The sequence below is a fragment of the Grimontia sp. SpTr1 genome (genome assembly GCF_947387585.1).
In the GTDB taxonomy this organism is placed as follows: Bacteria; Pseudomonadota; Gammaproteobacteria; order Enterobacterales; family Vibrionaceae; genus Enterovibrio; species Enterovibrio indicus.
The window spans coordinates 566,610-592,536 of sequence record NZ_CANDOD010000001.1 but is presented as its reverse complement, the minus strand read 5'-3'; the positions used below and the strand labels follow the sequence as shown (position 1 = coordinate 592,536).

General features: G+C 46.5%; 27 protein-coding genes and 1 pseudogene. 12 read left to right on the top strand and 16 right to left on the bottom strand.

Annotated elements, in window-relative coordinates:
* Positions 1-60: 60 nt before the first annotated feature.
* On the bottom strand, positions 61-1,053 hold the full coding sequence (locus QL223_RS02790; RefSeq protein WP_281543830.1) for a cytochrome d ubiquinol oxidase subunit II: 993 nt from the start codon (positions 1,051-1,053) through the stop codon (positions 61-63).
* Entirely contained in the window at positions 1,050-2,390 is a 1,341-nt protein-coding gene (locus QL223_RS02785; RefSeq protein WP_281543829.1) for a cytochrome ubiquinol oxidase subunit I, read from the bottom strand. Before QL223_RS02785 ends, QL223_RS02790 begins: the two co-directional genes overlap by 4 nt.
* A gap of 567 nt (positions 2,391-2,957) precedes the next feature.
* On the opposite strand from QL223_RS02785, the gene QL223_RS02780 reads away from it, so the two are divergent.
* Positions 2,958-3,239, top strand: coding sequence for a hypothetical protein (locus QL223_RS02780; protein WP_039849562.1), 282 nt, complete (start codon positions 2,958-2,960; stop codon positions 3,237-3,239).
* Between the two features lie 12 nt (positions 3,240-3,251).
* Here the strand turns inward: QL223_RS02780 and QL223_RS02775 are convergent, their stop codons facing one another.
* Together QL223_RS02775 and QL223_RS02770 are read right to left on the bottom strand one after the other, a co-directional pair.
* Positions 3,252-3,674, bottom strand: a complete 423-nt coding sequence (locus QL223_RS02775; protein WP_281543828.1) for a DUF1801 domain-containing protein — start codon at positions 3,672-3,674, stop codon at positions 3,252-3,254.
* 33 nt (positions 3,675-3,707) lie between these two features.
* Positions 3,708-4,694, bottom strand: coding sequence for a GTP-binding protein (locus QL223_RS02770; RefSeq protein ID WP_281543827.1), 987 nt, complete (start codon positions 4,692-4,694; stop codon positions 3,708-3,710).
* A 518-nt stretch (positions 4,695-5,212) separates the two neighbouring features.
* Between QL223_RS02770 and QL223_RS02765 the strand changes: the two genes are divergently transcribed.
* The 5 genes from QL223_RS02765 to QL223_RS02745 all read left to right on the top strand — a co-directional run bounded on the left by QL223_RS02765 (position 5,213) and on the right by QL223_RS02745 (position 10,879).
* Positions 5,213-6,598: a TldD/PmbA family protein gene (locus tag QL223_RS02765; protein ID WP_281543826.1), complete on the top strand. Its 1,386-nt coding sequence runs from the start codon at positions 5,213-5,215 to the stop codon at positions 6,596-6,598.
* Positions 6,598-7,941 (top strand): TldD/PmbA family protein, encoded by a 1,344-nt coding sequence (locus QL223_RS02760; RefSeq protein ID WP_281543825.1) that lies wholly within the window; start codon positions 6,598-6,600, stop codon positions 7,939-7,941. Before QL223_RS02765 ends, QL223_RS02760 begins: the two co-directional genes overlap by 1 nt.
* A gap of 196 nt (positions 7,942-8,137) precedes the next feature.
* Positions 8,138-9,817, top strand: a complete 1,680-nt coding sequence (locus QL223_RS02755; protein ID WP_281543824.1) for an LruC domain-containing protein — start codon at positions 8,138-8,140, stop codon at positions 9,815-9,817.
* 4 nt (positions 9,818-9,821) lie between these two features.
* A complete protein-coding gene (locus tag QL223_RS02750; RefSeq protein ID WP_002536134.1) occupies positions 9,822-10,301 on the top strand; it encodes a hypothetical protein in 480 nt (159 codons plus the stop codon).
* Positions 10,302-10,375: 74 nt separating this feature from the next.
* A complete protein-coding gene (locus QL223_RS02745; RefSeq protein WP_002536136.1) occupies positions 10,376-10,879 on the top strand; it encodes a GNAT family N-acetyltransferase in 504 nt (167 codons plus the stop codon).
* Here the strand turns inward: QL223_RS02745 and QL223_RS02740 are convergent.
* From QL223_RS02740 to QL223_RS02705, 8 genes and pseudogenes are all read right to left on the bottom strand, one after another.
* Positions 10,874-11,347, bottom strand: a complete 474-nt coding sequence (locus QL223_RS02740) for an NYN domain-containing protein (RefSeq protein WP_281543823.1) — start codon at positions 11,345-11,347, stop codon at positions 10,874-10,876. The two genes, QL223_RS02745 and QL223_RS02740, sit on opposite strands and share 6 nt — an antisense overlap.
* A gap of 61 nt (positions 11,348-11,408) precedes the next feature.
* Positions 11,409-11,792 carry an MAPEG family protein gene (locus tag QL223_RS02735; protein WP_281543822.1) on the bottom strand — a complete coding sequence of 128 codons (384 nt, stop codon included), beginning with the start codon at positions 11,790-11,792 and terminating at the stop codon, positions 11,409-11,411.
* A 24-nt stretch (positions 11,793-11,816) separates the two neighbouring features.
* Complete coding sequence (locus QL223_RS02730; RefSeq protein WP_281543821.1) at positions 11,817-12,671, bottom strand: alpha/beta fold hydrolase; 855 nt, start codon at positions 12,669-12,671, stop codon at positions 11,817-11,819.
* Positions 12,672-12,753: 82 nt separating this feature from the next.
* Entirely contained in the window at positions 12,754-13,344 is a 591-nt protein-coding gene (locus QL223_RS02725) for a TetR/AcrR family transcriptional regulator (RefSeq protein WP_281543820.1), read from the bottom strand.
* A gap of 201 nt (positions 13,345-13,545) precedes the next feature.
* On the bottom strand, positions 13,546-14,034 hold the full coding sequence (locus tag QL223_RS02720; RefSeq protein WP_281543819.1) for a DUF1772 domain-containing protein: 489 nt from the start codon (positions 14,032-14,034) through the stop codon (positions 13,546-13,548).
* 72 nt (positions 14,035-14,106) lie between these two features.
* Entirely contained in the window at positions 14,107-14,658 is a 552-nt protein-coding gene (locus tag QL223_RS02715; RefSeq protein WP_281543818.1) for a Crp/Fnr family transcriptional regulator, read from the bottom strand.
* Between the two features lie 72 nt (positions 14,659-14,730).
* Positions 14,731-14,850: pseudogene (locus QL223_RS02710) on the bottom strand (TetR family transcriptional regulator); the annotation flags it as partial.
* Positions 14,851-14,958: 108 nt separating this feature from the next.
* The gene (locus tag QL223_RS02705) at positions 14,959-15,480 is read right to left on the bottom strand and encodes a GNAT family N-acetyltransferase (RefSeq protein WP_281543817.1); all 522 of its coding nucleotides are present in this window, start codon (positions 15,478-15,480) and stop codon (positions 14,959-14,961) included.
* 198 nt (positions 15,481-15,678) lie between these two features.
* Between QL223_RS02705 and QL223_RS02700 the strand changes: the two genes are divergently transcribed.
* Together QL223_RS02700 and QL223_RS02695 are read left to right on the top strand one after the other, a co-directional pair.
* Positions 15,679-15,984 (top strand): hypothetical protein, encoded by a 306-nt coding sequence (locus QL223_RS02700; RefSeq protein WP_052737531.1) that lies wholly within the window; start codon positions 15,679-15,681, stop codon positions 15,982-15,984.
* Between the two features lie 449 nt (positions 15,985-16,433).
* Positions 16,434-17,774, top strand: a complete 1,341-nt coding sequence (locus QL223_RS02695; protein ID WP_281543816.1) for a calcium-binding protein — start codon at positions 16,434-16,436, stop codon at positions 17,772-17,774.
* A gap of 62 nt (positions 17,775-17,836) precedes the next feature.
* Here QL223_RS02695 and QL223_RS02690 read toward each other — a convergent pair whose 3' ends face one another.
* Positions 17,837-18,469 (bottom strand): flavin reductase family protein, encoded by a 633-nt coding sequence (locus tag QL223_RS02690; RefSeq protein WP_002536158.1) that lies wholly within the window; start codon positions 18,467-18,469, stop codon positions 17,837-17,839.
* 428 nt (positions 18,470-18,897) lie between these two features.
* Between QL223_RS02690 and QL223_RS02685 the strand changes: the two genes are divergently transcribed.
* On the top strand, positions 18,898-19,551 hold the full coding sequence (locus tag QL223_RS02685) for a heme-binding beta-barrel domain-containing protein (protein WP_281543815.1): 654 nt from the start codon (positions 18,898-18,900) through the stop codon (positions 19,549-19,551).
* Positions 19,552-19,601: 50 nt separating this feature from the next.
* Here the strand turns inward: QL223_RS02685 and QL223_RS02680 are convergent, their stop codons facing one another.
* A complete protein-coding gene (locus tag QL223_RS02680; RefSeq protein ID WP_281543814.1) occupies positions 19,602-20,501 on the bottom strand; it encodes a 1-aminocyclopropane-1-carboxylate deaminase/D-cysteine desulfhydrase in 900 nt (299 codons plus the stop codon).
* Positions 20,502-20,704: 203 nt separating this feature from the next.
* On the opposite strand from QL223_RS02680, the gene QL223_RS02675 reads away from it, so the two are divergent.
* Positions 20,705-22,543: a hypothetical protein gene (locus QL223_RS02675; protein WP_281543813.1), complete on the top strand. Its 1,839-nt coding sequence runs from the start codon at positions 20,705-20,707 to the stop codon at positions 22,541-22,543.
* A 55-nt stretch (positions 22,544-22,598) separates the two neighbouring features.
* On the opposite strand, the gene QL223_RS02670 is transcribed toward QL223_RS02675, so the two are convergent.
* Positions 22,599-23,063, bottom strand: coding sequence for an Lrp/AsnC family transcriptional regulator (locus QL223_RS02670; RefSeq protein WP_281543812.1), 465 nt, complete (start codon positions 23,061-23,063; stop codon positions 22,599-22,601).
* 147 nt (positions 23,064-23,210) lie between these two features.
* Here QL223_RS02670 and QL223_RS02665 point away from each other — a divergent pair, with 147 nt between their 5' ends.
* Complete coding sequence (locus QL223_RS02665; protein ID WP_002536166.1) at positions 23,211-24,176, top strand: hypothetical protein; 966 nt, start codon at positions 23,211-23,213, stop codon at positions 24,174-24,176.
* Between the two features lie 241 nt (positions 24,177-24,417).
* Positions 24,418-25,239 carry a c-type cytochrome gene (locus QL223_RS02660; protein ID WP_039849565.1) on the top strand — a complete coding sequence of 274 codons (822 nt, stop codon included), beginning with the start codon at positions 24,418-24,420 and terminating at the stop codon, positions 25,237-25,239.
* Positions 25,240-25,288: 49 nt separating this feature from the next.
* Here the strand turns inward: QL223_RS02660 and QL223_RS02655 are convergent, their stop codons facing one another.
* Positions 25,289-25,864 carry a redoxin domain-containing protein gene (locus QL223_RS02655; protein WP_002536170.1) on the bottom strand — a complete coding sequence of 192 codons (576 nt, stop codon included), beginning with the start codon at positions 25,862-25,864 and terminating at the stop codon, positions 25,289-25,291.
* Positions 25,865-25,927 lie beyond the last annotated feature (63 nt).

The window sequence follows — 25,927 nt, the reverse complement described above, 5'->3', positions numbered from 1 at the left end:
ATTGACAACGAAAATGGGCACCTCACCGGGTGCCCATTTTGCTTTTTCATAGGTAACTTTTTACAGATAACTTAGCTCTGTCGCTTTTCCTTTAAAGATTCGATAAATCATGAAGGTATAAAGCAGGATCATTGGCATCACAATGGCTGCACCGACACCCACTATCATAAGCGTTGCAGGCGCACTCGCCGCTTCACTCGCGGTCATGATTCCTGGCACGACATCCGGAAAGAAGCTGTAAGCCAGTCCAAGAAAACTCAGTGCAAAGATCAGGCTGACGGCGAAAAAAGGCCACCTCGCACCCAAATCATCTTTTACGGGTACCTGACGCAAATAACGGTCGACCAGGAAAATAATCGACATCACCACTAGCGGCACTGGCGCCAAAAGCAGTATTTCAGGGAAGCTGAACCAACGTTCGGCGACTTGTTCGTTTACTAGCGGATTGACGATACTGACCGCAGCAATACCCATTGCCGCTAACCATCCTGCACGTCGTGACCATCTGGCAGCTCTGACTTGCAATTCACCTTCCGTTTTCAGTACCAGCCAAGCACCGCCGATATAAACATAGGCTGCGGTCACACAGAGTGCACTCAATACTGCGAATCCGTAAGCTGAGGCTGAAACCTCAAAGCCCATGATATAGCGACCCATCATGTAGCCTTGGGAAAGCGAAGCGATCAATGAGCCCGCTTTAAAGCAGAGATCCCAGCTGTCTTTTCTGTCAGCCTTTGCCTTGGCGCGGAAGTCAAACGCTACCCCGCGCATGATCAGCGCAATCAGCATAAACGCTGTGGGCAAATAGAGCTCGGTCAGAATCAGACTGTGAGCAGTTGGGAAGGCAATCAGCAAAATGCCAACCGCCAATACCAGCCAGGTTTCGTTTGCATCCCAGAAAGGGCCAATGGATGCAATCATACGGTCACGGTGTGCTTCATTGTTGGAAGGCAGCAGCATCCCCACACCAAGGTCATAACCATCTAAAATCGCGTACATGAACGCGGAGAAGCCAAGGAGCAACAGGTAAATTTCCGGTAAATAGTCCATCATGCGCAAGCCTCCTTAAGGTTTTTATTTGGCTCAGTTGATTCAGCGTTCAATCCTTTCCTTGCGAGATAGAAAAGCGTGCGAATATAGGCAACGAGTAAGACGCCATAAACAACCAAATACATCACCAGTGATAACATGACATTGCCGCTAGAGACCGTTGTAACGGCATCCGAAGTGCGAAGCACACCATTGACCAGCCAAGGTTGACGGCCAATCTCAGTCACATACCAACCTGCCAGGGTGGCAACCCAACCTGAGAAAGTCATTGCGACTAGCGTGTAAAGATAGGGTTTCGGAAGTTCGCGCTTCTTCAATATTTTGAATGCGCCATAACCCGCCACCAGTAACATCAAAACGCCAACACCAACCATGATCCTGAAACCATAAAACAGCGGAGACACTGGGGGATGGTCCTCAAAATCATTCAATCCCACCAATTCACCATTGAGGTCATGAGTCAGAATCAGGCTCGCCAACTTCGGAATCCCAACTTCTAAATCGTTGGAACGGGTTTCTTCATTCGGCACAGCAAACAAAAGTAAAGGCGCACCGTTTTGTGTTTCCCAAACGCCTTCCATTGCCGCAATTTTTTCCGGCTGGTGCTCGAGCGTATTCAAACCATGTAAATCGCCCACGAAAATCTGAATTGGGATAAGCCCTGCGGCTGCCAATACGGCAACTTTTAAGCCGTTTTGTGCAGGTTTGTGGTCTGGTTTTTTCAGGTATTGGTAGGCGCTGATGCCAGCAATCAAAAAGCTTGCGGTCAAGCCCGATGCCAACAAGGTGTGCGCGAGGCGATATGGCATAGACGGATTGAAAATCACTTCCTTCCAGCTAGTGACGTGAACAATACCCTCAATCAACTCATAGCCCGCTGGTGTGTGCATCCAACTGTTGAGTACCAGAATCCAGAAGGCCGACAATGTCGTACCGATGGCCACGAGGAAAGTCGCCAGCGTATGTACCCATTCGGCAACGCGGTTACGCCCGAACAACATGACGCCGAGGAAAGTCGCTTCCATAAAGAAGGCAGTCATTACCTCATAACCGAGTAACGGCCCTGCCACATTGCCGACTTGCTCCATAAAGCCCGGCCAGTTAGTGCCAAACTGGAAGCTCATGGTAATACCCGAAACCACACCAAGCGCGAAAGTCAGAGCGAATACTTTGACCCAGAAGTAATAAAGGTCCAGCCAAGCCGAATCTTGGGTTCGGTTAAAGCGGAGTTTGAAAAACACCAGCATCCAGCCAAGTGCAATGGTGATGGTCGGGAAGAGTATGTGGAAACTGATGTTCGCAGCGAATTGTATTCGCGAGAGCATAAGGGTTTCTAACATCGTTGTACCTCAATCATAAACAACTCGAAAAATGGGTTTTGAAAACACGTTCAAACAGAAGAAGTGAGATGTTTGGTGTGATGCCTAGGCCTTGATAATTGATCTATATCAATTTTTATTTAGGGTACGAAAGAAGGATTCAGTGAGGATCTACGTCGAATTGTTTAGAAATATTAAGGGTTAACACCAGCACAACAAGCCAATTACATACCCGTGATTTATGTGCTGCTAGACAGCGATTTCAGGGAGGCGTAAGATTTGGCACCCTTTATTCGGGCCTGTTGACCTTTGGTGATGATTTTTGCAGCAGTTTGTGGGGATTTTATGCAAGGCAGAGGCTTCGACGTGTAGCTAGCCTACATGAGAAGCCGATAACGCAGCAGAAATTTCCCACAAACGCTGCCCGAAGGGTTCGACTGCGCGTCCCGTACTCTAAGCGTTTTATGCTTTGTTGAGGTGTATTTGCTTAGAATGACTAGGCGGCACACACCTCGCCGCGCCTAAAACGCTTATAGCGAGAACAAAATTTAACCACCAAAGGTCAACAGGCCCAAGCGAGTCTTGAAAATGGCTAAAAAACCGACTCGCATGGATGCAATGAAACAGATTATTGAGCAGGTAAAGCAGGAGCTTCCTCTCTACGAATCCGACACTTTTGTGTGCGGCCCAGAAGGTAACTGTATTGGTTGTCCAAAGAAGCTGCTGGAAATGGTGGACTCAGAACTGAGTTATTGGGAATCAGCTATGTCTCGCGGTATCACACCGCAATTCGACGAGATTCGCCGTTTTGGCAAGATGTGTAACAACGTAAGGCGTGGTTTGGTTCGCAACAACATTATTGCGGCTTGATAAAGCTCAGCGCTAAAGCCCAAGCAGCGGCTGTTTTCTTCTCGATTGATACGTAAACGCTGCTTCAATGCAAACCCTCAAAGCGGTATCCGGAAGAGGCTGATTTAATGGGAACGAGAGTTCGCGGTTTCCAGAATAACTGAACGCCACTGGCATCACTTCTCGCAGCGTATCGACCATTAAACTCTGACAGTGAAAGTAAATGGAGACCGATTCTGGCGATTTGATCTTCCAATCGAACCGCACTGGCGTTCCGCCTTTTACTGAATAGCTAGGTTCACCCCATTTCAGACTCTCGTCGACACTAACACCGATTTCAGCTGCGACGGCGAAAATCAGTTCCCTCAGTTGTAGCAATCTAGATTTTGCCGGCTCTGGGTAGCTCTCAAATTTTGCCTTTATCTCTTCCTTCATCACGCTGAGTTCCTTTTCCAATGAAAACGCCCGGCATTTAGCCAGGCGTGACAATTATTCTTCGATGAACGACAGCAGGATGTCTTCAAGCTCGTCCCAAGGTAGCAGTTCCTTGTCGATGACTTCGACGCGGGATTCAACGCCTTGCAAACTGATTGGACTGACCGTCACCATCTGGTTTACCACGTTGAACGCAAACATACCGTCGTCTGTATTCATCACGGCTTTCACGCGCTCCGCATTCAGGTTGGCAAACAGGCCATAGAGCGAATCAAACGGAAATACCGTGTTTGGCTCGAACACCCAGCCGCAACTGACATAACCCTGCCCTTTGTTTTCTTTACGACGGTATTTTTCACCTGGCTCCAGCTCAAACGGAGGCATTTCCTCATCGTCGTGTGAGTGATGGTGTCCAAACTGCGCATTACGGTCAACACGTGGCAAGGCTAACCATTCAGGGTTGAGTTGTCCTTGTTCAACATACCCTGATGCTAACTTCGCGATTTCAGCGCTTTTGACGTAGTCATCGAACGCTTCAATGTCGGCTGCTGAACTGAGGTCAGCTTTGTTCGCCACCACCACGTCCGCCAATGCCAACTGATCACGGAAGTTCTGGTTCTCGGTGTAACGAACATCTGCGAAGTTACGCGGATCAACCAAAGTAATCGTCGCATTCAGCTCGATATAATTTTCGTAATGCTCTGAAAGCAGCTTACCGATAATGTCTTTAGGGTGTCCCAAACCAGTTGGTTCAATCAACAATCGATCCGGATTTTGTGCCAGCAGTGCGTTGATGCCGATAGCCATGGGTAATCCCGCCACACAGCACATGCAACCACCCGGAACCTCTTTTACCATCGCGCCCTGTTCACTAAGGAAAGCACCATCAACGCCCACTTCACCAAACTCATTCACGAGCACAGCCCAGTTTTCATTTTCTGGTTTTTGTTTGAGCAGATTGAGAATGGCGGTTGTCTTACCTACACCGAGGAAACCGGTGATGATATTGGTCGGGACTTTTTTGGTTAGCTTGTCGGCCATGGAGATTCCTATCAGTACGCTGATCATTGTCAGGCTGAGCAGTGTATCAATCCGGCAGAGATCCGAAAGTACAAATTCCTTATTACTGCCATGAATACACCGTATACCCAAACAACCTGAAGATGCCGGATTCAGCGAGATTGACTGGCGTTGAGATCGAGGCGTTCCTTTGCAGGTGTAGTCACCTCCATCAAAAAGGAACAACAATGAGCACGGCGTCAGTCAACTCGCCCGAAGGGAGGCCCTCAATGCGCCCACTTCTTCGTTAAATTCCACGGAAATAGAATGACTATTCCTCGCAAAATTTGCCTCGAATTGAACGCATTGATGACCTCTGAATGCGAGCATCTTCAGGTCGTTTGGGTATATTAACTTACATTATGTAAATGTTTTGAATGAATTTTAACCGAATAGACGGCACCTATATCACTAAAAGGCACACACGATTGGTGCTCTGGTTGCTAGCTGTTAATCTCAAAGTAACAGATAAGAAAACTGACTCTATGTAGGAGGAAGGAATGTTAAATACCAGCACTGCCAAAGCAGTGATTGACCACGCCCTGTTTTTGGGTGCGGATTTTGCGGAGTTGTTCGTTGAGCGACACCATTCAGGGAGCGTAGAGTTACTTTCAGGCGAAGTCGACAAAGTGAATTCAGGTATCGATTTTGGTATCGGTATCCGCCTTTTCTTTGGTCATAAAGTACTTTACGGCTACACAAACAGCCAAGATGAAGAAAAGCTCAAGCAAGTCACCTCACTCCTCTGTGCAAAAGACAAACGTGACCAAATCGCACAAGCTGGCGCATTGAACTTTATGCAGCGCGACGATCGCCACCCGGTGAGTATGCCGTTCTCTGCAAACAACCATGTTGAAGAGAAAATTACTTTCCTTAAGCGTGTCGATGCCAAAGCGCGCGCTCAAAGCGATAAAATTTCTCAAATCATCGGCCGCATTGCCCAGCGTGAGCAGCAGATCGAAATCTTCAACTCAACGGGTTTGCATGTTCAGGATACCCGCCACTATACCCGTATTGCTTCTTCAGTTGTCGCTACTCATGGCAATGAACAATCTACCGGATATGAAGCACCGGGAATGCTCTCTGGCTGGGAATTTAATTCTCAAATTGACCCAGAAGAGTTAGGTGAAATGGCTGCCAAACAGGCGCTGATTAAACTTGGTGCGGACGCCTGTCCTTCTGGTGAAATGCCAGTGGTGATTGGTAATGGTTTTGGCGGCGTGATTTTCCATGAAGCCTGTGGTCACCTGTTGGAAACAACATCTGTCGCTAAGAAAGCTTCAGTTTTCCACGACAAAATGGGCGAGATGATTGCTCACCCGGCGGTTAGCGCTGTTGATGATGGTTTGATGAAAAATGAATGGGGCTCTATCAACATTGACGACGAAGGTATGGAGACCCAGCATACACAACTGATCAAAGACGGTAAGCTGACGAGCTTCATGGTTGACCACATGGGTAGCCTGAAAACCGGGTTCGAACGCACAGGTTCCGGTCGTCGTGAATCCTATAAGTATGCCCCAACCTCCCGCATGCGTAACACCTTCATTGAACCGGGTGACGCGTCATTTGATGACATGATCAGCGGCGTAGAGCGCGGTATCTATGCGAAGAAAATGGGTGGTGGTTCCGTTCAGCCAGGAACCGGCGAGTTTAACTTTGCGGTTCAGGAAGCCTATCTGATTGAAGATGGCAAAGTGACCAAGCCGCTGAAATCCGCAACCTTGATCAGTACAGGCCCTAAAGTGCTTAAAGAAATCAGCATGGTAGGTAAAGACTTTGCACTTGCTGCCGGCATGTGTGGCTCTGTGAGTGGCTCAGTTCCGACGACGGTTGGACAACCCGCGCTTAAAGTGGACAACATTCTGGTAGGAGGCGGTAACTAATGAGCGAGCAAAAAACATTAGAAAACGCCATCGAGCAGGTGCTTGAACTGGCGCAGAAAAGCGGCGCGCAAGCTGATGTGATTGCATCCAGCAACGAAAGCTTTAGCCTGAAGGCCGACCAAGGCGAACTGTCAGAATACAAAGTCACCGCAAGTCAGGTCATCGGCGTTCGAGTGATTAAAGATGAACATGTCGCTATCAGCTACTCCGAATCCCTTGAGCCGGAAAACCTGGCGCAAATGGTCGATCAGGCGCTGACCAATGCCAGCTTCACCAAGAAAGATCCGCTCCAGAAAATTCGCGCAGAAGGTCTAAACATCAACACGGATTATCCGGAAATCTATCAGCAGGACGATGCAACGCCCGAGCAGAAGATCGAGTTGGCGTTGTCGCTTGAAGGCAAAATCCGTGAAAAACCATTGGCAAAAGGCGCGCCATACAACGGATACAGCGAAAGCAGTGGCATCACCCTGCTGGGCAACACCCTCGGCACCCGCTGTTTCCACCAATCTCGTTCACTGAGCTGTTATACCGCCGCGTTGATTGACCACAACGACAAGCAATCCATGCATGTTGCTGCGTCTGTTGCCCGCACCTTCGATGGCCTGACACCAGAAAAGGTCATCAACGATGCCTACGACATGGCTGAAGCACTGTTGGAAGGCACGCCAATTGCGACTGGCCAATACTCGGTCATTTTCGAGCAAGACAGTCTGAATGAGGTGCTGGGTGCTTTTGGTAGCGTGTTCTCAGGTGAATCGGCAAAACGTGGTATCAACCCATGGCGCGATAAGATTGGCCAGCAAGTCGCAAGTCCGCTGTTGAGTTTCAGGGATGTGGCTTACATGCCTGGAGGCCATGCCATCAAGTCATTCGATGGTGAAGGCTTTGCAACAAGTGACACGCCACTGATAGAAAACGGTGAGCTGGTTGGTCTGCTGCATAACTCAGCAACTGCCGCACATTTCGGCGTTGCGCATACCGCGAATGCAGGCCGTTCACCAAAAGGCACCTTGAGCGTCAGTTCTCGCCACGACGTGATTGGGGCTGGCACCAGCAGTGAAGCCGAAGTCACCGCTGGTGAATACCTTGAGCTGGTTGACCTCCAAGGTGTTCACTCTGGTGCAGACGCTATCAGTGGTGATTTTTCGTTTGGTGCAAGCGGATTCCTTTGCCGCGATGGTAAGCGAATCCAACCTGTACGAGGCATCACAGTCGCGGGTAACTTCTACACCATGATCAAAGAAATTGAGGCAGTAGGAAACACTGTCGTACCAAACTACGCTGGGCAATTCTACTCTCCATTGATTCGCTTTGCGCGACTGAGTATTGCCGGTAAGTAATACTCTCAATCAGTTAGATTGAAAATGCCCCGTTTATCGGGGCATTTTTCTCATATCGACAATCATCACTATTCTCAAATTGATGCATCCTTTCTTACCTACACGCCTAAAACATCTAACTCTTTAATTTTAAACACAAATAATTCAGGCATTGTTTTTGCTGAGTCCTCTTAAGAATTCACTTTGGAGGCTAGGTATGTTGTTGAGAAAAATGCTTATTACTGGAGGGTGCATAGTCAGCACTTTTACGTATGCATTAACCGCAAATGATTTGGTTTTTGAGTCAGGCGCCGACTCAAGCAACTATTCATCGCTGGGTACGCCAAGTGATGTTTATTCAATCGCTGACCAACTGCCGCAAGATACACTCGATAACGTTTATTCGATGCTCCCTGAAGGTAGCGTGGTTAATCCCGATTTTATCGACAGCGGTAAATACTCCAGTATCGACATCGATGATGAATTAGGTGGGGCTGCATACGCCACCGCTCGCGTCACTTTCCTCAACGAAGGTGCAGGTTACCGCAACGTGCTTGGCTATTTTGTTTACGAAACAGCAAACCCACCGGCCTCGATAGATGACATTGCTACACACACGATCATCTTTCCAAACGCTTCCAAACCTAATCAGGGGGAGCTACAGGAGGGAGATACTATCGACCTTAGTGTTCAGCTGACAGCGGGGCAAACATTGGGATTCTTTATACTCTCGAATGGTTGGGGAGGCAGCTATAACAACATCCCGTCATTGGGCCGATTCGGTACACCCTTCTACAGTTTTCCGGAACTAAACCCAGAAACCACCGCTGAGTGGCGCAGACATAATGTCGCTTTTATCGACACCCAGAATGAATTTCTGGTGCTGGGATTTGAAGATATTCAACGCCCCCAAGGGGATAATGATTTCAACGACCTCATCTTTACCGTTGAGGTGACGCCGTTTCAAGCGATCGATGGTGTGAATCCTGATGGTTCAACCGATTCAAAGTATGAAGTTCTGACTCAAAACAATGACCCAGACATCACTATCACCTCTGTGTATCCAAGCTCAAATAGTTATGCGACTGTCGCCTTCGAAGATAATTGGCCAATTATGGGCGATTACGACTTTAACGATGTCGTCATGCGCTACCGAATCACAGAAACACTGAATGGCCAACGTGAACTGAAAAGCTTCTCAGCGAATTACAACCTGCAAGCGATGGGAGCAGGTTATTCAAATGGCTTTGCACTGCATTTGCCAAACGTTGACCCATCAAATATTGCTTCAGTTTCCTTAACACGTAATGGTCAAGCTGTTTCCCACACAGTGCAACAAGCTAATCCCGGAGAAACGGTTCTGATCATTTCGGAAAATGTTAGAGAGGATGTGGATAGTCTCGGTGTGCTTTCTGAAGGTTGTCCTTACTATCGTACTCAAACTGCTTGTTTGGATTCCCAAACGAGCAGGCTGGATTATCAACTTAGCGTTGAACTAACAACGCCCGTAGCTCGTGCTGTCGTTGGCTACCCCCCCTATGACCCGTTTATCTTTGCCACAGACGGGATTTACCACGGTGACTTTACTGACACCCCTCCCGGGATAAGTTGGCAACTGCACCTTAAACAATTCTCCGGCACCAGCGATATGAACAACGCCTTTTTTAATACAAATGACGATAGCTCTGGCGGTTCAGAATCCTTCTTGACCAGCAACAACATGCCATGGTCAATCAACATCAGGGATGAATGGAGTCACCCAACCGAAGACACTGACATAAGCCACGCTTTCACTACGTTTGCCGACTGGGTTACCAGCAGCGGAGAATCGAACATCAGTTGGTATTCCACAGCGACATCCGGAAAAGTCGTTGCCCCATTGGCAGATGAGGAATAAGAAGATGAACATAACACTCAAACGTATGACTCTAATCGCCCTGCCATTGTTTCTCACCGCTTGTGGCGGCGGAGGTGGCGGAGATACCTCTACGGGGAGTGGCGGCTCAGGAAGCAGCGATGTGTCTAGCTCTTCCCCCACAACATCACTCGTTAATACAGAAGACATTGTTGCGGCGCGCGCTTTTAAATTCTGCATCGGTGACGCTATCCAACTCAGTGTGAATTACAGCGGTTCGACGCCTGGAGCACTGCATGTCTATTCACAGGCGGATTACGTACACGCTAATGGTGATGTTGATGTGGATCCACTGTCGAGGTTGACCACAATATATCCCGACCTGACCACGACGGTTGATATCGAGATTAACGGTAATTGGGAGCAAATATATGCGCGCTGGGTACCAATGAGCAGCTCAGAGCTGGAACAAACTTTTGTCGTCACGCTCAATCAAGCAAGTGGTGCTTACGTCATTTCATTCTGAGCAAATCGTTTTATCTCAACCAGCTATAATCATAAGAGCCCTTACTTTAAGGGCTCTTTTTTTGGGGAAACACAATGCAACTACCCATACTCAGCACCTCTCGATTAACGCTCAGAAACCTTAACGAGAATGATGCAGGCTTTATCAATCGACTTTATAACACCGACGGTTTTCTTCAGTTTGTTGGGGATAAGAATATCCGAAGCAATATTGATGCGGCAGTGTATCTTCGCTCAACCTTACTGCCGATGCACGGCACCCCCAATATGGGCTTATTGGCTGTAGAGCTTAAAAATCATGAACCTATAGGTGTATGCGGATTGATTGATAGAGACAACTTAGACGGCATTGATCTGGGGTTTGGATTCTTTCCAGAACATCACGGGAAAGGCTATGCGAAAGAAGCGGCAATCGCTGTTTTGGAGATGGCTAAGGAATCTTTGGCATTGACCGAAGTCGTCGCCATCACACTCGAAACCAACAAACGTTGTTTGAAACTGCTGAAAAGTCTCGGGTTCAAAAAGGCAACAGCCGCGCACCCAGAACCCGAAGTCATGCTATTGAGGTTAACGTTATAGAAGTAGGTCTTCTTCAATGCGGATAAAACGGTCAACGCTGTTGATCAATGAATTAGCGGTAAGCATCGGCACACCAAACACAATCGCTTCTTTGCCGTAGCGCTCACGCACTTTATTCATCAGCAAGTCAAAGTCTCCATCACCGGAAAGCAGGATAATGGTATCAACCTCGGGTGCCATTTCCATCACATCAATCGCGATACCAACATCCCAATCGCCTTTGGTACTGCCGTCACTGCGTTGAATAAAAGGTTTGAGTTTTACTTCAAAACCAATATGGCGAAGGGCATCCTGAAACTTGATTTGCTGATCGTCATCGCGACGGATCGCATAAGCGTTAGCCACTACGACATCCCCCAACTCCTGAAGCTGTTGCCAAAGTTTTCGATAGTTAAACTGGCGGCCGTAGGCTTGGCGGGTGGTGTAATAGATATTTTGAACATCTGCGAATACAGCGATTTTCTTCAAAGGAAGTTCCGGTGTGCTTATTGAGGGACGGGAAGAGAATAACACACCGGATGTGAAAAAATCAGAAGATACCTAGATATAGCGCCCATAGTGCAGAAGCTATCAACACTATGAAGGTTAACAACATACCGTAAACGCGAAACTTCAACGGCTCATTGGGCTGGCTCACCGCATAGGCGTGGAGCAACCGACCAAGGAGTAAGGCGATACCGAGCACATGAAGATACTGGCTTTGCTGCTCTAGCTGAAGTTCCACCATCAACATCAGCAACAAAGCGAACGGTACGTATTCTGCAAAGTTACCGTGAGCGCGAATGGCTTTGTTCAGCAACTTTTCGTTCCCATCACCCAAGGCCACTTTATATCCTCTACGGAATTTAATGACCCTCATTGCCAAGTAAATAAATACCAAACAAAGCAGCGCAGCATAGATAGGTGTGATCATGAGTTTCCCTTCCCAATGACTGATTTAGGTAAGCGGCCCGGCCACTTTTGAAAACGCTTCTTTTAACGGAGCACTTTTCAATACACGCCCATGCCCTAGCCCTTCTGTTTCCACCAAGGTGACATGGTCATAAATGGTCGCTTCTTTTGACACCCCAAATGGCGCAAAACGGTCACCTTTGTCATGAACAATCACAACCGGAGATTGGCGTTGACCCAACTTAACGAAGGGATCGATATCTTCAATACGGACGTTGTATTCCTGCCCGACAGAAGCAATCACCTCTTTGAACAGTTTCATGGAGTAACCCGACGCTTCAATGGTGCCAAATAGGTTGTCCCAGTATTTGAGTACTGGTGCCACGAGAATAATTGGCTTGCCTTGCAATGAAGGATGCTCGCTTTCCAGCAAGGTTGCTCCTCCCATTGAGTGCGCCACGACACCTTCTATCTTTTCCTGTTGGTTGAGAATGTCATCCAAAGCGCAGAGGAAAGCGGGAATACTCCCTTCTTTGCCTTCACTTTTGCCATGTCCTGGGTGGTCATAAGCCAACGCGGTAAAGCCAGCTTCAGCAATGTATTCCATCAACGGAAAAAACTGATTTGAAGACCCTGACCAGCCGTGTGTCAGCACCCAAGTTGGCCCAGTTCCCAACTTGTATGTCATCATTTTGCCTTGTGCCGTTGGTACCGCTTCCACCACCATTCCCTCAGGCATTGGATTGGTTTCGCGTCCTTTTGCCGGTGTTAGAAACAGACGACGGGCAGTTTTAAGTGCATGCTTCGGGGCAATAGTGTGATGAAGCCTGCTGGCAACACTCAAAGCGCCACGTTTAAAGCTGAACCGGTTATTATTGCCAAAGTAGATTTTGCTACTCATGGATGTCCCTCATCATTATCGAACGGTCGTGCTATTCTATCTCAAAGAAAAAGCAGACTCGGTATGCATCTGCTTCCACCAATTATTTTCTGACTTTATAGAACAGGCCATCAATCCCTGTCCAAAACCTTTTCGCCCCTTCAGATTCAAGTTTCAACGTTCTAAACAGATGACTACTCAGGTACAAACCATAAAGCTCATAAACGGTTTGCCAACAATCCAAATCTTCGCGGAACTCACCAGACTCAATCCCTTTCTCGAATTGAATATGCAAATAGTTCAGCCACTTCTTAATTGTTCCTTCCAACGCCTGCTGCATTGGGTCTTCTTCGTCGTGGCTTTCACGCCACGCATCCAAAAACATGCAGCTTCCCTGAAACGAGCTATTCCAAGTCAACCAGTTATCTAGCATATGGCGAATTTTCGCTTCAATGCTGGGGTGCGACGCTTCACGGCAAGGCACGATGATGCGGGCAGCGAAGCACTCGCCGGCAAACATCACGACAGCCGCCTGTAAATTACTGCGCGAGTTAAAATGTGCAAACAACCCGCTTTTGGACATACCCACCTGCTTGGCAAGTTCGCCAATAGTCAGGCTTTCCAACCCTTCCCGACTCGCCATTTCAAAGGCAACTGTCAGTATCTGTTCCCGCGTCTGTTTTTTCTTGCTCATTTTACAACTCTCAAGCATCTAAAAAAATAGCCAGTTCTGTGTGATGAATCTGCCGGGCACAATCCGCAACCCATCGAGGCTTAATCCTTGCTCATGGGGAAAGTCATCCAATCCCCTAATACTATCAAAATCAGCAGATTGATAAGACCAGTGCTAAGGCTTATCACCGACGGTTAACCCTATCATGCCCATAGAGACAGCCTACCGCGCTCGTCCGTCCGATGTGACAAACTCCCTCAGAAGCAACGCTCCGATAAATACAACTATCGAAACGATGGATCTGAAAAAATTGGCGCGATTCCATTCTTCTCTCACAACTTCCCAGTCTGTTGGTAGCAGAGAAGGGTCCCACGACTCGGTGTAGTAATTAAGTGGAAGATTTACAAAACGGGTAAACACAATAATTCCCAAGATGTAAGTCAGAGCAATCAGCAACCAACCTAAACTTATCATGGTTTGTTTTTCCTTAAACCAATAAACCCCCGTTACCAAAGGCAGCAATCCCGCGCCAAAGAAACAAACAAAAAAAGCTGTATGCCTGACGTTTTGGTTAAAGAGAGGTTGGACACTGGCATAGGTCTCACCATCGACCTCAAGCATCGCCATATTCACATTGAAGCTGTATGTAGCAAAAAAGCCAGCCATCAACCCCAACAATATCGTTGAGCTCACGCCAAGTACCTTGTTCATTTCACTTGCTCCTTACTGCTCACCATTTTCTAGTCAGAGCAAGTGTGTATCAACAAACGGTTGTGCTCCTTATCATTTGGTAAGTTGGCGTTTAATTCTCGAAAGAGATTCAGGAGTCATTCCCAGATAACTGGCTAGATGGAAGTCTGGCACATTTTCAATCCAGTCCGGCTTGGTTTTAAACAGCTTCTTGTAGCGCTCTGTTGCATTTAGGTGTAGCCAATCTCTTTCCCTCTCGAGTTTTGAGTTGAGCAATCTTTCAACCCAAAGTAACGCAAAGCGACGCCACTCTTCCTCATCAAAATGTTTCTGGAAAGATTCCACCTTCCATGAAACAACGTCAAGATCAGTCAAAGCTTCAATGAAAAAGCCACTAGGGGAGTTTCTTAATTGCTCTGAAACTGGCCAGAGAAAATCTCCCATCAGGAAGAACGCTTTGTTGTGCTCGCGTCCATCTATATCTATGTAATACATTCGAATGGCCCCTCTTTGAAGCCAGTAGCAATGATCCCAGACATTTGACGCTGAAAGTAATATTGTCCCGCTAGAAACTCTGAGGTCATTACCACTGCTTTCCAAGTGTGTTCTCACATCAATAGGCAGATTAACAAATGGGGACTTCATTCTTACTCATCCTAGACACGACAAAAAAAGGACCAAAACCAATTACACTCTCTTTCCATCCAGAGCAATAATTTTGGACATACCCACCCGCTTGGCAAGTTCGCCAATAGTGAGGCTTTCCAACCCTTCCCGACTCGCCATTTCAAAGGCAACTGTCAGTATCTGTTCCCGCGTCTGTTTTTTCTTGCTCATTTTACGACTCTCAAGCATCTAAAAATAAAAATAGCACGAACGTTCGATAGATCAATCACTGAATTCGCTGGTCAGAGTAGTCGATGCTACCCATCGGTAAAGCTCACATCATTTGAGATACCGACTCATTACAAGGGTATCCCACTGGCGGCCTGCAAAAGTAACATCCCCCGCACGACGTTCAATTTCGGTCATCCCCATTTTCTGACACAAGCGAATAGCAGCTTTGTTTTCAGCGAGCGTTTCTGCATAAAGCTGCTGAATGTCGAGAGACTCAACGCCATATGCCACCAAGGCTGTCATCGCTTCTTCTGCCAATCCTGAGTGATGAAACTCACGCGACAAGCCGCAGCCTACTGACGCTTTTCCTGGCTGTTCTAACCTGAGTCCTGCCGTTCCCATAAACTGACCCGTTTCCTTGTCGCAAACCGCCAACTGATAGTGCGTGCGTGGTATCGATACCGCCTGCTCTTGAAACAAAGCCACCAAATATTCGGCTTTCTCTGCGCTAACATCATCAGGCGCATAGAAACGTTGATACTTCTCATCTTGGGTCATGCTGAAATAGTCAGGTAAATCCTCTTTGAGAAAATCCCGAAGCTTTAACCTTGGCGTGAATAATTCAAACATTTCAAACAATCCGTTCCGTGACTGATGGGAAAGAATTTCTTTCCTGTAATACTATCAAAACCAGCATGCTGGTTAAGGCCTCATTCAGTTATCTCCTTGAATCTTAACCCTTCCTGAACGCGATGCAGTTAACACTTTTAGACTCAATCTTTCATTGCTAACGTAATTTGGCATCAACGCACATATGAGGAAAAAACAATGAAAAAGGTCCTTGCTACATTGCTTCTTAGCCTTGCTGCCTCTCCTGCTTTTGCGGCCAATACGGAGATTAAGGTCACGCCGGTACACGGCGGTGCTTTTGTCAAAGTCACCCAAAACGGTCAACCTGTTGAAGGTGCTGAAGTGATTACCAGCTCCGATCTGCTTGGCTCCAAACTCACAGATGAATACGGCAGGGCATTCTTTTCAGCATCACCACAAATCACCCAACGGGTTGAATTCAGCATGACCGATGCCGATGGATACACCGCGAGCCAAAAGCGTACGATTGAACGAAACGGTTAAAGTGCGCCCCCGCCGCGTCTTTTGCGCGGCGTGGGTATTGTCTGACTATTTATTCATCACATTAAGCGCTACAAAAGTACCAACTGCCAGTTTCATTCTTTTTCCATTAAAAGCATAAAATTAGGCCTATCTAAATTGTGTATAACTTTCCACACCTAAAGCCAAACCTAAATTAGCTTTGTGTTTTTCGAATATTCATCACAATTTCTGCCAAAACCGCTCCGTTACAGGCCATGTCAGCCATACAACGGCATTTATTTCCACACTAATCCTAGATGAATTATTTCTACCTCCCTCAGGGGAATTATCATGATAAATTCCCTGACATTCCCTATTTTGTCTCACCACAAAGACAGGTCAAACAGTGAGAGATGGCATTATTCCCCACCACGTGAAAGCGGTTTCTCCACGTTAGCATTTCAATCTCTCAAAATAAGGAATAGGAACCTATGGCGAATATCATCAACGGAACCGAAAACGACGACATCATTGAAGGCACAGACGGTGTCGATTTCATCTATGGCCATGGTGGTAACGACTACATCCAAGGCTGGGATGGAACAGATTACATCTACGGTGGTGATGGCGATGACACGGTTATCGGAGGCGATGGAACAGACGAAGTACACGGTGATGCGGGTAACGACTGGGTACGTGGTGGCCTTTTAAATGACAACCTGTTTGGAGATTCTGGCGATGACCGTGTTGAAGGTTTCGATGGTGACGACAACCTTTACGGCGGTACCGGGAATGACGACCTCTATGGTGGCAAAGGCAAGGACAATGTTTACGGTGGCGATGGCAATGACCGCGCAAGAGGTAATGAAGGTGATGACTTCGTTAGCGGCGGAAAAGGCGACGACATCTTATTCGGTAACACGGGCAATGACGTGCTCGAAGGCGACGAAGGTCATGACGTACTTTGGGGCAACGAAGGTACCGACAAACTAGACGGCGGATTGGGCAACGACAAACTCTTCGGTGGCGAAGGCGATGATCTGCTTTATGGTAAAGACGGCGACGATCTTCTGGAAGGTGGTGATGGCCATGACGAAATCTACGGTGGTTTGAACAACGACTATCTCGATGGTGGCAATGGCAATGACATGCTTAACGGTGGCTACGGTAACGACGAACTCCATGGCGGCCTGGGCAATGACGAACTGTATGGACGTGGCGATGACGATCAAGTCTTTGGTGGCGCAGGCGATGACTATGTCAGTGGTGGCCAGGGTAACGACTTCGTCAATGGCGGTTCCGGTAACGACACCATTTTGGGTGAAGAAGGCGATGACCACCTGATCGGGCTCGAAGGTAGTGACACCATCTATGGCGGTCTCGGCAATGACTTCATCGACGGCCACACTGAGAACGATATCCTCTACGGCTGGTCAGGCAATGACACCCTGCGAGGTGGCTTAGGCGACGACAAACTGTTCGGTGAAGCAGATAACGACAAGCTTTACGGTCACGACGGACTGGATCGCCTGAATGGCGGTGGCGGTGACGACTATCTGGATGGCGGCATGGGTCGTGACATCCTGACTGGTGGCGCTGGCCGCGACACCTTCTTCTTTAATAACAGCAGTGAAAACGACATCATTCTCGACTTCAATGGCAACCTGGACACCATTGCAATTCAGAAGACGCTGGCAACACGTATGTCAGACATCAACATCCGTCAATCTGGTGAAGACGTGATCATGACATTTGATAAAGCACCAACCAAGATCGTGCTGGATAAGTTCAGCGCAAACGATCTGGATGCATCTATGTTTGATTTCGTATAAACCTTAAAACCTAAAAGCGGAGGTCTCCCCTCCGCTTTTCTCTTTTACAGCCAGATGCTTTCTCAGTCGATAACATCTGGTTTCTTGTCTGGCTTCGCGTAGCTCAGTCGCCCTAACCTGTTGGTGACGTGGTAGCTATCTAGTCCGGAAACAGCCACGGTTTCCAGCGCTTCAATATCGATATACCCATCATGCGCAATCACATCGTCTTCCACCAGCACATGGTTGATTTCACCAATCACTAATACTGTACCGTTGATCTCCAGTGTTTGTGATTCTCTCAACACCAGCGAGTATTTCAGTCGGCTTTCTGCGACGAAAGGTGCTTTGGCTTCATCAACCCATTCGGGTGTCAAACCAACCTCATCAAACTCTGAGACTTGCTGCTCATAACGTGCTGAAGTTTGGTGGGCTTCCCTCCAAATCTCTACGTTGACCTGATTGATAGTGTATTCGCCAAGTTCGAGAATATTTTCCAACGTGTCTCGGGTGACAGTGTGAGGACGCATGATCATACCCACCAAAGGCGGGTTGGCTCCAATGTGGAAAACGGAGCTTACGATCGCGAGATTATGATTGCCCTTTCCATCCGTTGTACCAATAAGATTTGCGCTTTTGAAACCGGAAAGACTGTTAATGAGCTTGGCGCGATACCTGTCTTCAAGCTGTCTGAGCGCTTCGATGTTGAAATGCATGATGGCCTCTCGTTGTCATATTTGCCTTTCAATACCAGATTAACGCCCATTTCGATCAATTATTCCGTCTCCAGAATTGCACTTTCCCTTGTTAACTCTATGTTAACCTCGCCCCTGCAAATGCTAGATTTATGGGCATAACCTCTCACTATCATCGTCCACTCAATGAAAGTTCTCAATAACAACCAATTATTCTGAATTTTACTGATTATTATTGATTTTCCGGTTTTGTTTCATCGCAAATAAACTGATGGCATTGGTCTATCTCTGACTACATTCTTTGTCATTGCTTCCTTAGGATCTACTCGCCTGTTCCAACTCGCACAACTCAATAACCCACGCATTTTAGCGCTCACAAGCTACGCAGGGGTTGAGTGAAGAAAATACCCAACGGAAAGCGTGGGCTTAACAAATAAAAGGAAGCAATAATGAGCAAAACAACAATCAAAATCGCGCTGCTGTCATTGGCTGTTTCAGCCAGCGCTACATCTTATGCTGAGGACAAAGCAACCAATCAAGAAGGCGTGATAGACGGCATCAACTTCGGCCCATTGGCACAGTTAGTCGGCACCTGGAAAAGCACTGAACAAGGTGGCGTAGATGTCGCCCCTGCTCAGTCGGGAACAGAAAATGGCAAAGGTGCGCCTGCTGCTACACCACTGTACGAAGTGATGACATTTGAAGTTGCCGCTGATGCCACCAATGCCAGCGAACAGTATCTGGCTGCGATTTACTACAAACAGGAAGTGTTCCGTAAAGCCGACGACACCAAATTCCATGACCAGCGCGGCTATCTGATTTACGACCACAAAAATCAGACCGTTTACAACTCTTTCTGTGTGCCTCGCGCGACTTGCGTTGTAGCAGAAGGTAAAGCAGGTAACGACATGACTCTGGTTGCTTCTGGGGATGGCATCGCTCAGTCTGACTTTATGGCCAACAATGCCAGCACCAAAGACTTCACCATGAACATCAAAATCGATGGCGACAAGCTGACTTACACTGAGACAGTTAAGCTCGATATCTACGGAAAGCCTTTCTCACATTCAGACAGTGACACACTGATTCGCGTCAGCAACTAACAAAAACGCCCTCCGGTATGGAGGGCGTTTTCTTAAAACTCTCAGCAACGTCATTCACCGTACTTTCGTTGGTATCTCGGCAGCATGCTCTCATTGCCGATAATGCCCCCTTGATGAACATAGAGCAGCGTCTTGTTCTTATTTTCCAGTAAGCATTCGCTCAGACATCGCCACATCAAAGGGTCGTACAACAAATCAAACTCAATCCCCGTCTGTTCCAGTAAGGCTTTCCATATTTGATAATCTTGACGATATAGTTTTCCGAAATGATGCTTAGTCGGTGGCTTTAATACCGCGGGGAAACAAGTTTCACCGAGCTCCTTGAACTGCTCAACCAAATAGTCTTTTCCCCCCACACACGGACATGTCAGAACTTCAATACCATGTGCTTTCAAATGCTTGTGTAAAAACAACGCGGTGGTTCCGGTTCCTGACGGCAGCGCTACACAGACATTTTCCATGTGATTGGATTGCACCCACTCCAAAATCTCTTTTGCCAACGTCGCCACGCCCCGCTCTGCAATGGGAGAACGCCCACCTTCTGGCACATATAAACATCCCTCGCCAAGCCGGTTTGCATGAATGTAATCATGGGGATGAATAGGCTCATCCGTCAGCGCCGACACTGCAATCACTTCCGCGCCCAGCTCCAACGCGATGCGATAGTTACCAATTGGGTTTTCCTTCAACCAACCGGGAATACGGTCGACATAAAACTCCAGCTGCCAGTCTTTCATCTTTGCCAATGCTGCCAGCGAAAGTAGTGAATTTGCCTGCGGAGAACCATAGCCAATCAGATGGGTAACACCCTTGTCTTCCAGTTCCAATAACGCCATCAATTTGCGCGCTTTGTTGCCAGAAAAATGTGGGTGGAGCTGATCGTCTCGTTTAAGGAAGAAGGAATAGCCTTCAAAGCGATGTTGCGTGATGGGAGTATGGGAGAGTTTCATTTAGAAAAATCTTACCTTGTGGGGCTCGGATTATAGCCATATACGCGATTCCTGCCTACTTACTGTTCTATGGGTTCTGCCCACACCTCGCAATCAATATAAAACAAGTGACATATATTACAAAAATACGAACAAGAATAGCGCTTCAAAAACAAAAGGTTATCATGATTACTCATCGTAACTATGTCTCTAGGTTATTCAACATGAAACTCAATCAGGTGCTAAACCATACAAATCAAGTAGATCGTTCCAAGTTTGTAAACTGCATCGATCGTCTTTGCCAAGAGTATAAAGATGACGCTGAGTTGGCTAGCCAATTAGATAAGATAGATGGCCAGTTAAAATCAGCTTCTGGCAACGAGATAACCCAACTTTTTAACCTAGTTCAAAGGCAATTTAAGCAGCATGTCAGGGAACACATCGCGATTGGCGGCCCTCAAGTCTCTCTTCTCATAAACATTCTAGCTAGAGATGGAAACTGCGTTGCTTCGATACCTTGGATTGAATCGCTATACAAAAATGAATATCAAGCTGTAAATCAATTAAGCAAACAAATAGTTGAGGACATACAAGAATCCGACACTAGCCAGTTCGACAGAACTAGCCGGCTTTGCATTTATCGAGACTGCGTTCTTACAGCCTTTAGAAACGATCTGAAAAGCAATCGTACAGCTAAAATATCAGATGATGAGAGAAGTATTTTAAATACCCTATCAGAGAGGCTAGGGTTATCCCGAGAAGAAGTTCATGCCATCGAGCACTCTATTGATCAGATTCCAGAACACGGCATTGAATCGGCACTTGAATACTTAAGAGAAAACGGAATCATTCTAATTAATCGTAGGCAGTCGGAAGTGATGATTGCTGACGAGGTGGTAGAGATTATTCACGAGATTCTAGGGAAAGAACTTCATGATAAGTATGTTCTTCGCATATTAAGGTCTTTCTCTGATGGTGAACTCGCAAATATATTGAAAAGTCATGGTCAACGAGTTCGTGGTGTTTCTAGACAGGATAGGATATCCGTAATTGCGCATTCCGGTCTTTCTATTAGAAGCATACTCATGAATGACCTTCACACTGAAGATGCAACCCAAAATCAACGAAAAGAAAGAATTAAGGCACTAATTGAAGAGTTAACTCCCAATGTTCCTCGTATTGGTACCACACTACATGATCGAACAAACGTCTTGATTGATTGTATGAGGACTATAGATGAAGATGAATTTGGCGTACTTAGCGTAAGCGGTTACCGAGATTTGCTTGATGCTCTTCAAAAAGTAGATGAAGCAATTGAGAAAAGAATAAGAACTGATTTTGAAATAGAAAACAGAGAGAGCATCGACCCAGAAAAGTTAAAGGCTCTCAACATTACTCCGATTGATATTCTGTATCTGTACAGCAATGAAGAAATCAAAACTATCCGAAATGATTTAGGCTTACCAAAGAAAGGGAACCCAAGAAGTCAGATCGTAGAGTGCTTTGCAAGTGCAAACGATAGACTAATTGAAAACTATCACTTGCTTGCCTGTAGAGATCTGCAAGGGCTTCAGTCGGTCGGTGTCGACATTAAAGAGGCAGATATTGGCTCAAAGTTTGAAGAAGTTACTAGGACTATCCTCGAACAGCTTGGCATGAACGTAGATGAAGATTTAAGAAAAGAGATAAATACTGCAAAAGACAAAGCGGATATTATCATTTCTCTCGAAAATGAAGATGTGATAGTTGGAGAGGCGAAATCGTTCAAAAATGGGCACTACGCTAAATATTCTTCAACTTCCCGACAAGTGAAGTCTTATGTGAAGCGCTGCGAAAACAACGGACATCGAGTCGCACAGGTTCTCATTGTCGCCCCTTCTTTCTCTGAAGATTTCATCAATTCAGCCGACATGGATACGGAAATTAACATATCTCTGTTGGAAGCAAGCGGTCTCCAAAAAATACTGGCAGCGTTTAAGAGCAGAAGGAACCCTAACTTCTCACCAAAACTTCTCACAAAAGGTGGTTTGCTTAAAGCTGAGCTAATCTCAAAATCAATCTAATAGCATATGCAGTTTTTTAAAGGGTCTGTTTTAGGCCCTTCTCTTTCTTAACTTATCAGGTGGTCAACCCAATTGCCGTCTCAAACTTCACCTGACGCATCGCGACTGATGTGTGGAACTTCCGGATATTCAGGTCAGTGTGCAGCACTCGCTCGACAAACGCTTCATAGGCTTTGATATCCGGTACATTGACGATCAAAACAAAATCATAGCTTCCGGAAGTCTGGTAACACTGGGTCACTTCTGGCGCTTTTAGAATCGAAGCGCGGAAAAGCTGGTAGATTTCCCTGCGGTCGCGCTCCATTTCCACAGAAACAATCATGGTCATTTTCACGCCCGCTAAGTCCGGGTTAAGAATCGACACATCTTTCGCGATAACACCTTCATCACGAAGTCGCTTTACCCGTTTCAAACAAGCAGGGGGAGACAGCCCCACCCGCTCAGCCAGTTCAACGTTTGCAATACGGTTATCAGTTTGAAGTGCCATCAAAATACGCTTGTCGATACGGTCGATTTCCATATTTCTTCACTATCCATTTTCTGAGCCCTAAATTTCTTATACACCCAAACAAAAGAAATAAACAGCCAATTATCCCCACCAAATGGAAATTTAGTCACACCGAAACGGTTTAGTATTAAGTTTCTCAGCAGCACAAGGAGGTGGGATATGAAACCAGTTGTGAATTTTTTCCAGAGAACGTTAGCTGACAGCATCAATGTTGCAATCACACTTTATAAGGTCATGATTCCTACCATCATCGTGGTAAAGATCTTCGAGGAGTTCGGCGGCGTGGTCTGGTTTTCCAATTTCATCGCGCCTCTAATGAATTCAGTTGGCCTTCCCAGTGAAATGGGCTTGGTCTGGGCGACCGCTATCTTTGTGAATATATACTCTGCCCTTGTCGTTCTTATAAACACTGATGTCACCATGTCAGTAGCCCAAGCTTCCATTCTAAGCTGCATGATCTTGCTTGCGCACTCAATGCCAATTGAAGTCGGGCTCGCCAAGAAATCCGGTGTTTCTGTCTGGTGGAGCATTCTTACCCGTGTTGGCGGTGCATTGCTTCTTGGCTGGCTCTTACATTTGACATATAGCGCAACGGGATCGCTGCAAGAACAGGCACAAATCATCTGGCAACCCTCTATGGAAACAGACACGTCGCTTGTAGCCTGGGGGATTAGTCAGCTCCAGAATTTGATTTTGGTCTTCGTGATTATCGTCGCCTTGATATTCGTACTAAATATTCTCAAGGTAATAGGTATTGAAAAACTTATCGCCAAGGCACTAAGCCCTTTCCTTCGTTTGCTTGGCATCAGCAAAGAGGCCACGAATCTGACGCTGATTGGTATAACTTTGGGTCTTTCATATGGAGGTGGCCTGCTCATCAATGAGGCCAAGAAGGGACATATACCGCCTCGGGATATATTTACAGCCATTACTTTGCTCGGGCTACTGCACAGCCTGATCGAAGATACCCTCTTGATGCTGGTGATTGGTGCTGACTTTACTGCCATCTTCTGGGGAAGATTGGTCTTTGCATTGGTTTTAGTGGGTGTTGTATCCAGACTAATGCGACTGATCGATGGCAAACGCTATGAGCGCCTTTTCTACCGCTCCGTTGCGACTGCTTAGTCTACTCAAATAGGGGGAGTTTCTCCCCCTTACATCTTACCTTCCCCAATTAATGCCTACCCTTTTTGTCTTTTTTATAAATAAAGACCATATAATCTTGACAATATTCACCTTCACTCATAACACTCCGAAAAATTAATTTGATCAGTTTCAAAGTAGCCAATTAAATATCAATACAATCAATCTGTAAGACTACTATCAAAATGAAACCAAACAGGATGTTCAATAAAAAGGTGACAATATGTTCAGGTTCGTTTTTGCAATATTGCTAGGTTTTATTTCGTTCCAGAGTTCAGCAGATGACCGAAAGTTAGAATTCATTCTTAAAGATGGACCGCAGCTACTCTTTGAGAAAACAGTAGGCATTGATCAGATGGAAGCATCTGCGGCTCAACGCTTACTGTCGTTTCAGTCTCCCGTTTACAACAAGCCAATGGCTTACGAAGGTCTGTCCTTCAAAGATGTTGCAAGCCAGGTCGGCGTTGACTTCAGCAAAGTAGAAGAAATCAAGTTTGTCGCGTTGGATGGCTTTGTCGCCACTTGGTCTAAAGGCACAACGAAAAGCCCATTGGTCGTGGTGACTGGCGAGCAAGGTACTGAAGGGAAATTCACCGACATTGGTGAAGGCAAAGAGACGCTCAATCCTGGGCCATTTTATGTCATGACGACAGATCCTAAAGAATATAACAATTGGATATGGCCGTTTCAGGTTTATAAGATAGAGCTTAATTATCAAGCGCCAAAACCGGATTATTACCCTTCGGGAGCGGAAGATAAACCCGTTATTATGGCCGGATACAATGCATTCAAATCCACATGTATTTCTTGCCATTCTATTAATCTGGAAGGTGGCGACATTGGCCCGGAATTAAATATTCCCAAAAATATTACTGAATATAGAGATATCGAGTACTTAAAGGCTTTCATTAAGAATCCGAACTCATATCGAGCCAAATCTCGGATGTTGACGTTTGAACATCTTTCCGATCAGCAGTTGAATGAGCTTATCGAATATATGGCTTATATGGGCTCATTGAAAATGCTTGATAAGATTAACGAGTGAAACCAAAAGAGCCGGCCACGTGTCGGCTCTTAACTTCAGGTAGTTTGACTTACACCTTGCAACCATGCTCGTCACACCCATTATGATCATCGACAGTCTTGCCGTCCTGACTATGAGTGCTTACAGTCTGGCTTTCTGCCTCAGCGTTTGCTCCCTCTTCCAGCAGCGAACCAATAAGCGCTCCCACCTGCATATCACTCAGCATACCGAAATGGTTAAGCCTGAGTTTGCCATGCTGATCCAGAATAAGAAGCGTCGGCGTTCCACCAAACTGATAGCGATCCATGGTCTTTGGGATTGGGTTGTGTTCACTGGGTTGATCAATCGCTACAGGAAACTGAATGCGATATTCATGAATAAACGCCCTCAATGCATCCGGAATCATCACATCGTGATGCTCAAAAACAGAATGCAGACCAATGACCTGAACGCCTGAGTCCGAGAATGTACTCTGAATGTTCTTTGCCAGTGGCAGTCCATGGGAAATACAACCAGGGCACAGCATTTGAAATACATAGATGACAACGACTTTCCCCAGATATTCATTAAGTTCGATAGGTCGCTCCGTATTCAACCATTCACTAGCGGTCAGCTTGAAAGTCTGACCGGATAATACACTCGACATATTTTCCTCCCATCAATATTGGTTTCGATACGAAACCAATATATCTTTCTGCAGATACTCACG